Consider the following 14,250-nt stretch of genomic DNA (forward strand, 5'->3'; position numbering starts at 1 on the left):
GACCTCAGCCTCGGGTCAGCTTCTTGTAGGTGGCGCGGTGCGGACGGGCCGCGTCCGCGCCGAGGCGCTCGATCTTGTTCTTCTCGTACGACTCGAAGTTGCCCTCGAACCAGAACCACTTCGAGTCACCCTCGTACGCGAGGATGTGCGTGGCCACTCGGTCCAGGAACCACCGGTCGTGGGAGACGACCACGGCCGCACCCGGGAACTCGAGGAGCGCGTTCTCCAGGGAGGACAGCGTCTCGACGTCCAGGTCGTTGGTGGGCTCGTCGAGGAGCAGCAGGTTGCCGCCCTGCTTGAGGGTGAGCGCGAGGTTCAGACGGTTGCGCTCACCGCCGGAGAGCACACCGGCCGGCTTCTGCTGGTCCGGGCCCTTGAAGCCGAAGGCGGAGACGTAGGCGCGGGAGGGCATCTCGACGTGGCCGACGTTGATGTAGTCGAGCTCGTCGGAGACGACGGCCCACAGCGTCTTCTTCGGGTCGATGTTGGAGCGGCTCTGGTCGACGTACGAGATCTTGACGGTCTCGCCGACCTTGATGGAGCCGGAGTCCGGGGTCTCCAGACCCTGGATCATCTTGAAGAGCGTGGTCTTGCCGGCGCCGTTCGGGCCGATGACACCGACGATGCCGTTACGGGGCAGGGTGAAGCTGAGGTCGTCGATGAGGACCTTGTCGCCGAAGGCCTTCGAGAGGTTCTCGACCTCGACGACGATCGAGCCCAAACGCGGGCCCGGCGGGATCTGGATCTCCTCGAAGTCCAGCTTCCGCATCTTGTCGGCCTCGGCCGCCATCTCCTCGTAACGCGCGAGACGGGCCTTGGACTTGGCCTGGCGCCCCTTGGCGTTCGACCGGACCCACTCGAGCTCCTCCTTCAGACGCTTCGCACGCTTGGCGTCCTTCTGGCCCTCGACCTTGAGGCGGGTGGCCTTGGTGTCGAGGTAGGTGGAGTAGTTGCCCTCGTAGGGGTGGGCGCGGCCGCGGTCGAGCTCGAGGATCCACTCGGCGACGTTGTCGAGGAAGTACCGGTCGTGGGTGACGGCGACGACGGTGCCGGGGTACTTGGCGAGGTGCTGCTCCAGCCACTGCACGGACTCGGCGTCCAGGTGGTTGGTGGGCTCGTCGAGGAGCAGCAGGTCGGGGGCCTCGAGGAGAAGCTTGCAGAGCGCGACGCGGCGCTTCTCGCCACCGGAGAGGTTGGTGACGGGCCAGTCGCCGGGCGGGCAGCCCAGGGCGTCCATGGCCTGCTCCAGCTGCGCGTCGAGGTCCCAGGCGTTGGCGTGGTCCAGGTCTTCCTGGAGCTTGCCCATCTCCTCCATCAGCGCGTCCGAGTAGTCGGTCGCCATGAGCTCCGCGACCTCGTTGAAGCGCTTCAGCTTCCCCATGATCTCGGCGGCGCCGTCCTGCACGTTCTCCAGGACGGTCTTCGACTCGTCGAGCGGCGGCTCCTGGAGGAGCATGCCGACGGTGTAGCCGGGCGACAGGAAGGCGTCACCGTTGGACGGCTGCTCCAGGCCCGCCATGATCTTCAGAACGGTGGACTTACCGGCACCGTTCGGGCCGACCACACCGATCTTCGCGCCCGGCAGGAAGCTCAGCGTCACGTCATCCAGGATGACCTTGTCGCCGTGCGCCTTGCGCGCCTTGCGCATCGTGTAGATGTACTCAGCCAAGAGAAACCGTCCGGCAAAGAGTGAGTGGGCAGATACACCCCATCTTGCCTGACCGCCACCCCTGGGGGCGAACCAGTAGGTGGGGGGCCCGCTGACCTGCGCACTCCTGGGCCACTCCCGGTAGTCGACCTGTCACTGCCAGCCGCTGAACCGGTCCTCCCGGTCCCCGTCGCACCGCCCCAGCCCAGCCGTCGCCGCCCGCGAGCCGTGCGCCGGCGCGGCCGCTCCTCGTCGTCGCGCCGCAGCGCCGGGCTGACGGACCCGGCGGTGGACGTGCGACGACCCCGGGCGCGGGTGCGCTCCGGGGTCGTCGGGGGTCACCTCAGGGGCTCACGGAGTGAGGCCGGGGTGGGCCCGGGTGCCGGGGTGAGACCGGCACCTGGGGCTTGGCTCACTGGCCGGCGGTCTTCTTCTTGCGGAGGAAGAACACCGCGCCGCCACCGACCACGACGAGCGCGGCGGCGATGCCGGCGATCATCGGGGTGGCGTTGGAGCTGCCGGTCTCGGCGAGGTCGCCGCCACCGGTCGTGGTGGTGCCGGTCGTGCCGCCCGTGGTGTCACCGGTGGTACCGCCGGTGGTCGACGGGGTGGACGGCGTGGCCGAGGGGGTGGTGGAGGGGGTCTCCGACGGCTTCGGGCCGGGGGTGGCCGTCTTGCAGTCCAGGACGCCCTCGAAGGTCTCCTCGAAGCCGTTCGGGCCGGTGATCGTGAACTTGTACGCCTCGTCCTCGGCGAGCGGGACCGTGATGGTCTTCGTCTCACCGGCGCCGACCGTGTACGAGGTGCCCTTCAGGTCGAAGGTCCAGGGCTCGTCGCCCTTGTTGCCGGCGATGATCTCCAGGCCGCCCTTGGCGCAGTCCTTAGCGACCGCGACAGACGGGACGGCACCCTTCTTGGCCCACGTGGCGGAGGCCTTGGCGTTCACGGTGGAGTCGCTGGAGCCGGCGAGGATCAGGGTCTGCGACGGGCCGTCGATGGAGACGAAGGCTCGGCCGAGCGAGACCTTGGTGGTGGCTTCGGCGGTCAGCTCGGCGGTGCCGTCGGCGGTGCCGGCCGGAACGTCGAAGTAGACCTGGTCGCCGTTCTTGGCGTCGGTGACCGGCTTGCCGTCCTTGTCGACGACCTGGATACCGGCGGCGGCACCCGGGGCGGGCGCGAGCTTGGCGGTCTCGGCGTTGGTGGTGACGGTGATCGGGCCGAGCTTCTCGCCGGCCTTGCCCGCCACGGTGGCCGGGGAGAGGCTCAGGGATGCCTTGGGCTCCTGCAGTTCGCCGACGTTCTGGAGCAGGTAATCCGTCAGCTTCTTGGCATCGGGCTCCTTCGGCGTGGCCTCGACCCCGTCCGAGAACTTCCAGATCGCGGCCTGGGTGCCCGCGGCGGCCTCGCCCTTGGAAAGGTCTACGCCGAGCTTCGCCCCGAGGGCCTCGGTGGAGAGCTTGGGGTAGGCGTTCTCCAGGATCCAGAGGATCTTGCCGGCGTTCTCGTTGCTGTGGAGGGACGACTGGTCCCAGCCGACCTCCTTGTAGTCGAAGTCGTGCTGCGCGTCGGTGTGGAAGTCGATGCAGTAGGCCGAGAGAGTGCCCCCGCCCTCGACCTGCATGGTGAAGAGGCCACCGCCGACCGTCCGGACCTTGCCGTTCTCCTCCTTGACCTCGACGTCTCCTCCGTCGGTGATGCGACCGAGCTTCGCCGTGACGCCGCCGGTGCCCGCGGCACCGTCATCGGCCAGGGCCGGACCGGCGGTCGCTATCGCACCGGCCGCGACGAGTCCGGAGACAAGGGTCGCGGCGGCAAGGCGGGCGACGCCACGCCCACGAACTGAAAACATTGGATTCCCCTCCGGGCGAGCCGCTCCGCGAACTTGGTCGATCCGCATGGGGGGAGCGCACGCCAGCAAGACTCACAGACTCGATGGGCTCAAGTGCCACATGAGTACCCGGGAATCCTAGGGATGCGGAGCCCCCCGGTGCCCTGGCATACGGTCAGATAACCATTCCGACTCGGAATCGTTATCACGCAGGGCGAGTTGGTCGACAAATCCCCACAACGCAAGGTCAGGGCGCGGTTACCAGCTGCGGAGGTACCGCCTCCGTCCCCTCCTCCGCCGCAACCACCCACGGGTCCTGCTCCGGCTGCGGCCTGGGCTCCGCCGCCCGCGCGGCCCGCCGGAAGGCCGCCGTCCCCCGGCTGAGGTCGTGCCCCACGGCCACCGCGTCCACGTCCACGAACGTCTTGCGCTGCCCGTCGCGTTCCTCCTCCCGTACCTTCAACCTGCCGTGGACCACGAGCGGTTCCCCGACGGAGACCGAGGCCGCGAGGTTTGCCCCGAGCGTGCGCCAGGCCGACACCGTGTAGAAGCTGGTGTTCCCGTCGGACCAGAGTCCCCGCTCCCGGTCCCAGCGGCGCGCGGTCACCGCGAACCGGAAGCGGGCCACCCCGCCGGCCACGGTGTCCCGGTACTCCACCGCCGTCGCCACGTTGCCGACGAGCGTCACGGTCGTGTCGTTCATGGTTCGCCCCCACTCTCCGGTGTCCTGCTGCGTGGACACCTCGTGGGAACCATGCTGGGGCGGCCGGGCGAACCCCGCTCGCGCCTGTGGACGGGCGGCCGACAGGGGACAACTCCCTCACTCGCAAGGGTGAAACCGAGGGCGCGCGACCCCGACCGGGAGCACCCGGCCGGCATCCCTCCACGCCCCCTACCTCCCGCGTACGCCTGCCCTCGTCGCCCCCAGTCGCGTCGTACCGGAGCGGCCGGTGCCGACCACCCGGGCGGCCGCCGCCGACGGCCGTGAGCCCACCACCGTCGCGTACTGCTCGCGCACCTCCCGGTACCGCATCAGCTCCGCCGCCACGGGGTCGAGGACCCGGGCCCGGCCGCATGCGGCGGCCGCCTCCCGCAGCCGGCGTTCGGCCTCCTGCCCGTACCGTCGGGCCGGCCCCTTCACCGCGCTCTCGCAGGCCCATTCGACGAGCGGCCCGCCGATGATGCCGCCGAGCATCACGAGGACCGGCGGCAGCAGGCCCGGCTGGACGACACCGACGATCTGCCCCACCAGCCAGAGTGCGCCGAAGACCTGAAGGAGCGTCATCAGGACCTGGGCGAGGACGGCCGCCGGCCACCAGGCGGGCCGGGGCGGCCGGGCCGCCGGGTCGCCCATGGAGACGGTCAGCTCGTCGAGCGCCTCCGGCAGCCCCTCGGCCCCGCGCGCCGCCGCCTCGCGCACCGCCTGCGCCCAGGGCGCGGGGAGCCCGCGCGAGGCCTCGTCGGCGACGATCCGTACGGCCTGCTCGACACGCTGGCGAGCCGTCAGCTCGTCCTCGACGGGCGAGGCGAGGTGCGGGTCGGTGGAACCGTGCGTACGCATCCGCTCGTACCACCGGTAGAGCCGCAGCCAGGGGGTGCCGCAGGCGCGGATGGCGCCCCGGCGCCAGACCCGTTCGGCGGCCTCGCCCGCGGCCTGGGCGCCGACGGAGACGGCGAGCCGGTCCGCGAAGGCGTCCCGGGACCGTTCGTCGAGGCCGGGCCGGCCGTCGGCGACGTAGGCCTGGCGCAGCCGGGCCGCGGCGGCGTCGACGTCGGCGGCGAGACGGCGCTCGGGAGCGGTGCGCTCCTGGACGAACCGGGCCACGAGTTCGCGCAGTTCGGGTACGCCCTCACCGGTCAGCGCGGAGACGGCGAGGACGGTCGCGCCGGGCTCGCCGTGCTCGCCGAGCGCGACGCCGTCCTCGTCGAGCAGGCGGCGCAGGTCGTCGAGGACGAGGTCGGCGGCCTCGGTGCCGAGCCGGTCGATCTGGTTGAGGACGACGAAGGTGACCTCGGCGTGCCCGGCGAGCGGCCGCAGGTAGCGCTCGTGGAGGGCCGCGTCCGCGTACTTCTCGGGGTCGACGACCCAGATCACGGCGTCGACGAGGCCGAGGACCCGGTCGACCTGATCGCGGTGGGCGGTGACCGCCGAGTCGTGGTCGGGCAGGTCGACCAGGACGAGTCCCTGGAGTTCGGTGTCGGCGGCGCCGCCCGCGAGGGGCCGGCGGCGGAGCCGGCTGGGGACGGCGAGCCGGTCGAGCAGCCCGGCGGCGCCCTCGGACCAGCTGAGCGCGATGGGCGCGGAGGTGGTGGGGCGGCGCAGTCCGGTCTCGGAGACGGGCACGCCGGCGAGGGCGTTGAAGAGCGTGGACTTCCCGCTGCCGGTGGCGCCGGCGAGGGCGATCACGGTGTGCCGGGAGGAGAGCCGCTGGCGGGCGGCGGCCTCGTCGAGGACGCGTCCCGCCTCGGCGAGGGCCTCGCTCTCGACCCGCGTACGGGAGAGCCCGACGAGCTCGTGGAGGGCGTCGAGGCGGCGGCGGAGGGGCCCGCCGTAGCTGCCGCCGAGGGGCGGCAGGGCGTCCTCGTCCACCCGGGGCTCGCGCGGCTTCGCCTCCGTGACGGCGGCCCGCTCGCTCGCGCGTCGCGCGATCAGCCCGTCGTCCCAGCGCTCGCGGCCGCGCTCCCGGTCGTCTTCCTCCACGTCACTTCTCCTTCTGCAGTACGGAGAGCGCGGCGATCAGCTCCGCCTGCGGCTCGGGGGTCACGTCGAGCGCGTCGAGGGGGGCGAGGCGGCGGTCGCGCTCGGCGTGCAGGACGCGGTCGACGTACGAGAGGACGAGTTCGCCGCCCTTGTCGCGCAGCCGCAGCGCGACCTGGGCGCCGAGCAGTTCGGCGAGGCGTTCACCGGCCGCGCGGGCACGGCGGCCCCCGAGGAGGGAGGCGGCGAGGAGTGCGGCGACGGTGTCGGGCTCGGCGACGGCGCCGCGGGAGCCCGAGGGCCGGGGGGCGGACGCCCCGGAACCGGAGGACCTGGAGCCGGGGGCGCGGTGGTCCACGCTCCGTACCTCCTCCTCGACCAGCTCTTCGAGCACGCGGCGCCAGCGGCGTACCTCCACGCCGATCCGTTCCGCCGTCTCCCGGTCGCCGCCGGTCCGCGGCGGGCCGAGGGCCTCGGAGGCGGGTTCGCGGCGCCAGGTGTCCCGGACCCGTTCCTCGGCCGCGGAGACCGCGCAGTGGAGGAGGGCGGCGAGGGACTCGGAAAGGGCGTCCAGGAGCTCCTCGGCGGTGCTGTCGCGGGGGTAGCCGCGCCAGCGGGTGCGGGCGTCCCCGGCGAGGACGGCGCCGCGGCCGAGCTCCTTGCGGACCCGTCTGCCCTGCTCCCCGTACGCGGCCTCGACGGCGCCGCCGAGGCGGACGGCGGCGGCGTACTGGGTGGCGACGGCGGCCGCCAGTTCGGGCAGCCGGGCGTCGAGGGAGTCGATGACGCCGGTGGCGGTCCGGTCGGCGGCCTGCTGGCGGGCCGCCGGGTCCAGGGCGCGGTGGGCGAGCCAGCCGCGCAGTGCGGCGACGGCGCTGTCGGGCAGCAGGCCGCTGCCGCCGTCCGCGGACTCGGGGAGCTCGGGGATGGTGAACCGGGGCACGTCGCCGAGGCCGGCCTTGTCGAGCAGCGCCTCGTACTGGCGGGAGACCTCGCCGATGACCTGGTGGGGGACGCGGTCGAGGACGGTGACGAGGGTGGCGTCGTACTCCTTCGCGGTACGGAGCAGGTGCCAGGGCACGGCGTCGGCGTACCGCGAGGCGGTCGTGACCATGACCCAGATGTCGGCGGCGCAGATCAACTCGGCGGCGAGGAGCCGGTTCTCGACGACGAGGGAGTCGATGTCGGGCGCGTCGAGCAGGGCGAGCCCCCGGGGCAGCGAGGCGGCCGTCTCGACGCGCAGCGCGTTCTCCTCGGGGGCGGGCTCGTCGACCGCGTGGTCCTCGTCGGCCTGGGGCAGCCAGACGCGGGTGAGCTGCGGGAGGACCCGCATGCCGGCGAACCAGTGGTGGTCCTCGGGGTGGCAGACGAGGACGGGCGTCCGGGTCGTGGGCCTGAGCACTCCCGACTCGCTGACGCGACGCCCGACAAGGGAGTTGACCAGGGTGGACTTCCCGGCGCCGGTGGATCCGCCGACGACGGCGAGGAGCGGGGCGTCGGGGTCCTTCAGCCGGGGGACCAGGTAGTCGTCGAGCTGGGCGAGCAGTTCGGCCCGGGTCTGGCGGGCCCGGGGCGTGTCGGGGAGGGGCAGTGGGAGACGCACGGCGGCGACTCGGTCGCGCAGGGCGGAGAGTGCGTCGATCAGCTGAGGCCGTTCGTCCAAGGTCACCACATGTGAAGAATGCCCAATTTATGAGTGTTTTTGAAGCGTATGGCGGCCCTGCGCGCCGAAGAGAAAGGTGGTGACCGGAAGGCCGGGCATAACGAGTGCACAACACCCGCCCCGAGTGGCGCGAAAAGCGCTGCGCGAATCGCACCTGCCTGCGATTATCGGTTCGCTTCACCGAACCTCCACATCGTGCCACGCAGGTGAAGCAACCGGGCCAAGGCGATCGGAGCCCTATCCTTGTCCCGGCAGGCCACACCCCACCCACCAGGGGCTCCTGGCCACACGGCCACCACCCGGCCCCCGTAGCTCAGTGGATAGAGCAGGTGCCTTCTAAGCACTTGGCCGCAGGTTCGAGTCCTGCCGGGGGCGCATGACGGAAGACCCTCCTTCGGGAGGGTCTTTTTGCTGGTCAGGGCTGAATTCAGCCGATGGTGAAGGTGCCGGGGAGAGAACCTCGGATGGCTGGATCCGTCCGGCTTGACGCGCTCGGAGCCGGCCTCTGGCGGCCGCTTTTCCCGGAGCGGAACTCACAGGCCACGATCAGCGCGTTCGCCTCCGGGCCGGCCGTGCAGAAGTCGTGCGCCCGGTTGATCGCCGCTCCGCCGGCCACGCAGCCCAGCCGGCCTGTCGGCAGCTGCCGGGTGATGGAGGAAAGCCCCGTCGAGTCGATGAGCCGGGCGGTGAGCGAGGGGGCCTCGTGAACCCGGTGCAGGACACGTAGATGATCAGGTCGATACCGGTGGCGCGCAGCCCGGCGTCCTCCACCGCCCGCCGTACCGGGGCCAGGAATTTCGCACGGACTGTGGAATGAATACCCGTCTGCCGATACCCGACGGTTCGATCTTCGTGAGCGGGTGCGCACTGGCCGGCCTCCGCCGCCGCCGGGGTGGCTCGGGGAGGTGCGTCGCGCAGTGCCGTCGATGAACTCGACCCGGTCAGCCTGCCAGTCGGGCGAGGGCCAGCGCGTGGGCGCGGGCGAGGGAGTCGGCAGCAGGGCAAGGGACGTCCGGATGCACACCGGCGCCCTCCCAGTTCGTGCCGGAGACCGGGTTGACGGCGCGGCCGACGGGGACGGTGGCTTCCAGATGGGGGTGCACGGTCCAGCCCCTGCACGGGTGTGCGCCGCCGCGGGTGCGCTCGCCGACGACTATGGCGCGGCCGAGCTGCTGGAGGTCGTACGCCAGTTCCTCGGCGGCGGAGAAGGTGCTGTCGCTGGACAGCACGTACAACGGCTTGCCGCCGCCGAAGCGCGCGCCGGGAACGTGCGGCAGGCTCCAGGACTGCTCGCCGCGCTCGCCACCGCGCCAGTGCATCGTGTTGAGGTGGGTGCGCTCGTCGAGGAGGTAGCTGCAGACGAACGCGACCGTGTCCGGGTCGCCGCCCCGGTTGGTGCGCAGGTCGACGATCAGCGCCTGGGCGCGGGAGGCCAGGGTGAGCGCGGCGCTCAGCGGTTCGGCGGCCCACTCCAGCGGGAACAGCATCGGTGCCAGCTCCACCACGGCGACCCCTCCGTCGAGCAACTGCACCCGGGGCGCCCCGCCCAGCGAGGTGTCGAAGTCCCGGCGCATGGCGTCCCGGGTGGCCGCCCCCTGCTGCGGGGACACCGGGTCGGCGTGGTGCTTCAGTCTCAGGTGTCGGTCGCCGTTGACGGACTGCAGGTCCGCGGTGACCCGCCGGGCGAGCTCCCCGGCGTCGTCGACGTCGTAGGCACCCTCGGCGAGGCGTCGACGCAGTAGGCCGGCGAGCTGTTCGGCTGTCTCCGGGAAAACGTAGTGCCCGGTCAGGAGCCGCACCGTCTCGTCGATGACAGGGGCCGGCAGAAGCTTCGTCGAAGTCGTCATGGCAGGAGTAGAGCACCGCGCTTGCGGAAGCGTCAAAGAATTTAGACACTTTCGGTATGAGTGATCAGCCTCCCTATATGCCACCCCCTGAGGATGTTCTGGAGATCGGCGCGCCCGAGCAATTCGCGGCGCTCTCTCATCCGTTGCGCCAGCGGTTGCTCTTCGCCCTGGGTCACCGGCCTGCCACCACCAGCCAGCTCGCGGCGCAGCTCGACGCGAAGAAGGGCAACGTGGCCCACCACCTCAAGGTGCTCCGCGAAGCCGGGCTGGTCCACATCGCCGAGACCCGCCAGGTCCGCGGCGGCACGGAGCAGTACCACCAGCGCACGGCCCGCCACATGGTCGTCGCCGAACCCCAGGCGGCAGGCACGGCCGCGATGCTCGCCGCGGTCGCCCAGGAGCTGGACCGCTCTCCCGCCGAGACCCGGCTGACGCTGCGCCACCTGCCTCTCAGCCCCGCGAAGGCGAGAGAACTCGGCGATGCCCTCGCCGAGCTGGTCGACGAGGCCGAGGAGGATGCCGAGGACCAGCCCCTGCACGGCGTGTTGGTGGCGCTCTACCAGCAGGCCCCGCCGACCGGCACCACCGGCTCCGGCTAGAGCGAGTTTCGAAAGTCCCGTCTGCGCGGCGGGCGGACGCCGCTCCTTTTGCCCCGCCGTCAGGTCGCCGGAGTGAACACGCAGAACTCGTTGCCCTCCGGGTCCGCCAGGACGTGCCAGTCGATCTCGTCGTCCGGCTCGCGGAGCACGGTCGCGCCGAGTGCCACGAGCCGGTCGGGAGCGCCCCACACGTCGAGGTGCATACGGTTCTTCGTCTTCTTCGGCTCGGACACCGGGTTGATCCAGATCAGCGGGCCGGCGCCGGTCGGATCCACCAGCGGGACCGGCCAGGCGCCGGGGCGCTCGGACCCGTCGGCCGGCGGCTTCCGCTCGTAACCCAGGGCCGCGCACCACCAGTCGGCCACGGCCTGGTGGTCGACGGCGTCGAGGGCCAGGTCCTTGAAGCGGGCCGGCGACCCGGTCTCGTTCTCGTACGCGTCACTCATGCCGCCCATGCAAGCACGTCGGTATCGGCGTCTCTGCGGTCAGGTCACGAGGGGGTTGGGCAGGGGGATCCACTCGTCGCGGTCCACGCCGCGCAGCCGCATCAAGGTGAGGGCCTTGACCCGGAGCTCCGGGCCGAAGAGGGCCGCGCGGTCGGCCCGGTTCTCCGGGGTCGCGGGGAGGTCGTCGTAGGCGCGGCGGGCAGCGGCGGCGACGACCGACCAGAGGCGGGCCTCCGCCGTCCGGTCGCGGTCGGCGAGGGCCGCGACCAGGGTCCCGAAGGTGGTGCCGAAGAGATGGCCGAAGAGCATCGTGCGGAGCACGGCCGGGTCGTCGTCGATCACCCGCCCGGCGACGGGAGCGGCGTCGAAACCGTGCCGGGCGAGGCGCCCGGGGCTCAGCCGGACGTCGGCGAGGTCGCGGTAGACCAGCCGGCGGGGGCGGGCGTGCGCGTCGAGCACGACCAGGAGGTTCTGCCCGTGCGCGGCGGGCGCGACGCCCCGGCTCAGGAGGCCGAGGAGCGGCGGGACCGCGAGGCCGGCGAAGGCGGCCAGCCAGTCGGCGCTCGCGTCCCGGGCACCGGCGGACGCCAGGAGCGTCCGGATCAGGGGCGGTCCGTCGCCGGCGGGGCGGGCGGCGAGCGCCGCCAGCGGCAGGACCCTCTCCCCCGGTCGCGGGCGGGCGGCGGCGGTCGGCGACTCACGGAGCAGGACGGCGAGGTCGGCACTGGCCTCCCCGCGTACGAGGGCGGAGGCGCCGCCCAGGTTGCGGGTGATGCGCAGCGTGTCGGCCAGGTCGGCCACCACGTGCGCCAGGAGGGCGGAGAGCGGCGCGCTGTTCTCGACACCGCTCGCCGAGATGTCACGGATCGCGCTGGTCATCCGCGTGGTCAGCGCCGTCTTCAGGTGCGGGCCCCCGGCGAGCGGGGCGAGGGTTCGTACGCTCATCAGCGGACGGGCGGGGATCGCCCCCGTCTCGAACGGCCGGTGTCCCAGCCCCGGCAGGACGTGCTCGCTCTGCCAGGGGTGCACGGGCAGCAGCAGCCGGTCGCCGTCCCGCAGCCGCTCCGGCCACTCCCCCGCGACGCGGCACCGGTCGGCCGGGACCGCCACCAGGTCGAGGCCGACGACCGGCCGGTGCTCGGGTGCGTACGCGAGCTGCTCGGCGACCGAGAGGCCCGGGCGGCTGCGGCAGCAGGGGTGGTACGGATGCCCGTCGACGATGCTCTGCTCGACGTACGCCAGGTCGTCCGCCCCCGCGGTCCCCGTCCCCGCCTCTGCCGCCCCCGCACGGGACAGCGCCAGGGAGGCGACGCTGTGGGCGAGCTCGGCGACCAGGGGGCCGGCGCCGGGCAGGCCGAGCGCGGCGAGGAGGGCGGCCGGGTGGTCGTGGGCGCGGCCGTCGAGCCGTACGGTCACGTCCTCGCCGGGGACCACCAGGTCGTACGGGAGCCGGGGCGGCCCGCTGAGGACCCGGCCGTCGGCGAGGCGCACCCGGCCGGTGTGACCGTCGCGCGCCGCGACGCCGGGCAGCGGCTCGTGGAGCAGCGCCCGCCACAGCCGGCCGAGCACCGCCACCCGGGCCGCGGGCAGCTCCCGGCGGTAGGCGAGGAGGAGCCGGGGAGCGACGTCCGCCAGGTCGGCGGCGAAGTCGGTCTCGACGGTGAGCGCCGCCTCTGGGGCGACGGCGCCGGCCGCCTCCGCGGTGGGCGCGCCACCGGCCGCCTCCGGCCCAGGGTCTCCCCCCGACGCCGCCCCCAAGGTCGTCTCAGGGGCGCGCGGGTCTCGGCGTGCGCTCGTATCGTGATCCGGAGCGAAGTGCATGAAGGCTCACTACCCTGCACAGGATGTCCCTACCGGTGGACGACCCGCCGGGGAACGGGTGGAAGGCGCTGTCGTGAGTGAAGCCAAGGGCCGGGCCGACGCCCTGTCGGCCACCGCCCTCCTCAACTGCCTCGTCCGGGAGGTGGCCGAGACCGAGCCGTGCCCGGACGCGGACCACGCCGTCCACCGGCTTCCGGCGACCGGCCGGCTGCTGCGGGTCCGGGCCGGCCGCCGGCCCACCGAGCCCTGCGTCCGCACCGACGGGGGCTGGCTCCCGCTGACCTTCGACGCCCTCGTGGCGCTGACCGCCGACGAGCTCGGCCGCCGCACCGGCGTCACCAACAGGACGGTCGTCGGCGAGATGACCGACAGCAGGGACGTCGTCGTGGCGCTGCAGGACGCGCGCGCGTCCGCGTCGCCGCCGGACGATCCGTACCTGCGGTCGGAGCAGGCGCTGCTCGCCGGGCACCGGTTCCACCCGGCGCCCAAGGCACGCGGGGCGGGCGCACCGGAGAGCTGGCTGCCGTACGCGCCCGAGGCGTACGCCCGCTTCCCGCTGGAGCTCCTCGGCGTCCGGGCCGACGTCGTCGCCGAGGACGGCGACCTGTCGCTCCTGGACGCACTGGGGACGGGGACGCCCGAGGGCTACGTCGGCCTCCCGATCCACCCCTGGGAACTGGACCTGCTGGGTGAGCTGCCCGCGTTCCGCGACGGGCGGCTGCTGCGGCTCGGCGCCAGTGCGCCGGCGGCGGGCCCGGCCGTGCCGACCTCCTCCGTACGAACCGTGTACCTGCCGGAGGCCGACCTCTTCTGCAAGTTCAGCCTGGACGTGCGCATCACCAACGGGAACCGCCGTCTGGAGCTGCGCGACCTGCTGTGGCTGCGGACGATCGCCGGCCTCCTCGCGCCCGTCCTCGATCCCTTCCCCATGGCGACGTTCCTCGCCGACCGGGGTTACCGCACCGCCGACCTCGGCGGACAGCACGCCTACGAGGGCTTCGCGGTGATCGCCCGCGAGGGACTGCGGCCGCACCTGCTGCCCGGGGTGACACCACTGCTCGCGGCGGGCATCGGCGAGGGCTTCCCCGGGAACCCGCTCGACGGGCTCGCCCCGGAACGGGCGCTCGTCTGGTGGCAGCGCTACCTCGACCTGCTGGTGCCGCCGGTGCTGCACGCCTGGCGGGCGCACGGCCTGGTCCTGGAGTGCCATCTGCAGAACGTCCTCGTCGGCGTGGACGGCACCGGCCTCCCGGCGCAGGTGATCTTCCGCGACCACGAGGGGGTACGGATCGTCGCCGAGCGGCATCGCGGGCTCCTGGACAGGCACGGGCCACAGGCGCCCGCTCCCGCGGTGAGCGCGGCGCACGGCTGGGAGCGGCTCGCGTACTGCCTGGTGACGAACAACCTCTCCGAGATCGCCGGCGCCCTCACCGACCGCCACCCGGAGCTCGCCGGTGAGCTGTGGTCCCGGGCGCGGGCGGTGTTCGCCGGGTACGCGGCGGAGCACGGCGGACCGGCGGAGATCGCCGCGCTGCTCGGCTCGCCGCACGTGCCCGCGAAGACCAACCTGCTGCTGCGCTGGCTCGACGCGGACGGCGCCGACGCCCGTTACGTACCGATGGCCAATCCGCTTCGGCCGCCGGGCTGACAAGGCCGCCGGGCTGAGAAGGCCGGCGGCCCGAGCCGGTGTCCGCAGCGGC

General features: G+C 73.0%; 10 protein-coding genes, 1 tRNA gene and 1 pseudogene. 3 read left to right on the forward strand and 9 right to left on the reverse strand.

The features are described from left to right. Positions 1-4: 4 nt before the first annotated feature. From ettA to ACZ51I_RS04275, 5 genes are all read right to left on the reverse strand, one after another. Positions 5-1,669, reverse strand: coding sequence for an energy-dependent translational throttle protein EttA (gene ettA, locus ACZ51I_RS04255; protein WP_468871381.1), 1,665 nt, complete (start codon positions 1,667-1,669; stop codon positions 5-7). A gap of 391 nt (positions 1,670-2,060) precedes the next feature. Continuing rightward, on the reverse strand, positions 2,061-3,497 hold the full coding sequence (locus tag ACZ51I_RS04260; protein ID WP_468871383.1) for a Cys-Gln thioester bond-forming surface protein: 1,437 nt from the start codon (positions 3,495-3,497) through the stop codon (positions 2,061-2,063). A 226-nt stretch (positions 3,498-3,723) separates the two neighbouring features. Beyond that, positions 3,724-4,179 (reverse strand): single-stranded DNA-binding protein, encoded by a 456-nt coding sequence (locus ACZ51I_RS04265; RefSeq protein WP_468871385.1) that lies wholly within the window; start codon positions 4,177-4,179, stop codon positions 3,724-3,726. 189 nt (positions 4,180-4,368) lie between these two features. Continuing rightward, positions 4,369-6,177 (reverse strand): YfjP family GTPase, encoded by a 1,809-nt coding sequence (locus ACZ51I_RS04270; RefSeq protein WP_468871386.1) that lies wholly within the window; start codon positions 6,175-6,177, stop codon positions 4,369-4,371. 1 nt (position 6,178) lies between these two features. Beyond that, entirely contained in the window at positions 6,179-7,846 is a 1,668-nt protein-coding gene (locus tag ACZ51I_RS04275) for a dynamin family protein (protein WP_468871388.1), read from the reverse strand. A gap of 293 nt (positions 7,847-8,139) precedes the next feature. Here ACZ51I_RS04275 and ACZ51I_RS04280 point away from each other — a divergent pair. Further along, positions 8,140-8,212, forward strand: a tRNA-Arg gene (locus ACZ51I_RS04280). Positions 8,213-8,360: 148 nt separating this feature from the next. On the opposite strand, the pseudogene ACZ51I_RS04285 reads toward ACZ51I_RS04280, so the two are convergent. Then, positions 8,361-8,698, reverse strand: a pseudogene (locus ACZ51I_RS04285) (type III polyketide synthase); the annotation flags it as partial. A gap of 80 nt (positions 8,699-8,778) precedes the next feature. Further along, the gene (locus tag ACZ51I_RS04290; protein WP_468871389.1) at positions 8,779-9,684 is read right to left on the reverse strand and encodes a S41 family peptidase; all 906 of its coding nucleotides are present in this window, start codon (positions 9,682-9,684) and stop codon (positions 8,779-8,781) included. 77 nt (positions 9,685-9,761) lie between these two features. Between ACZ51I_RS04290 and ACZ51I_RS04295 the strand changes: the two genes are divergently transcribed. Then, positions 9,762-10,283 carry an ArsR/SmtB family transcription factor gene (locus ACZ51I_RS04295; protein WP_468871390.1) on the forward strand — a complete coding sequence of 174 codons (522 nt, stop codon included), beginning with the start codon at positions 9,762-9,764 and terminating at the stop codon, positions 10,281-10,283. 59 nt (positions 10,284-10,342) lie between these two features. Here the strand turns inward: ACZ51I_RS04295 and ACZ51I_RS04300 are convergent, their stop codons facing one another. Together ACZ51I_RS04300 and ACZ51I_RS04305 are read right to left on the reverse strand one after the other, a co-directional pair. After that, complete coding sequence (locus tag ACZ51I_RS04300; RefSeq protein WP_468871391.1) at positions 10,343-10,729, reverse strand: VOC family protein; 387 nt, start codon at positions 10,727-10,729, stop codon at positions 10,343-10,345. Between the two features lie 39 nt (positions 10,730-10,768). Continuing rightward, a complete protein-coding gene (locus tag ACZ51I_RS04305) occupies positions 10,769-12,487 on the reverse strand; it encodes an IucA/IucC family protein (protein ID WP_468871392.1) in 1,719 nt (572 codons plus the stop codon). Between the two features lie 136 nt (positions 12,488-12,623). Between ACZ51I_RS04305 and ACZ51I_RS04310 the strand changes: the two genes are divergently transcribed. After that, positions 12,624-14,198, forward strand: coding sequence for an IucA/IucC family protein (locus ACZ51I_RS04310; RefSeq protein WP_468871393.1), 1,575 nt, complete (start codon positions 12,624-12,626; stop codon positions 14,196-14,198). The last annotated feature ends 52 nt before the right edge of the window (positions 14,199-14,250 follow it).

This window comes from Streptomyces sp. NPDC034084 (assembly GCF_055575535.1).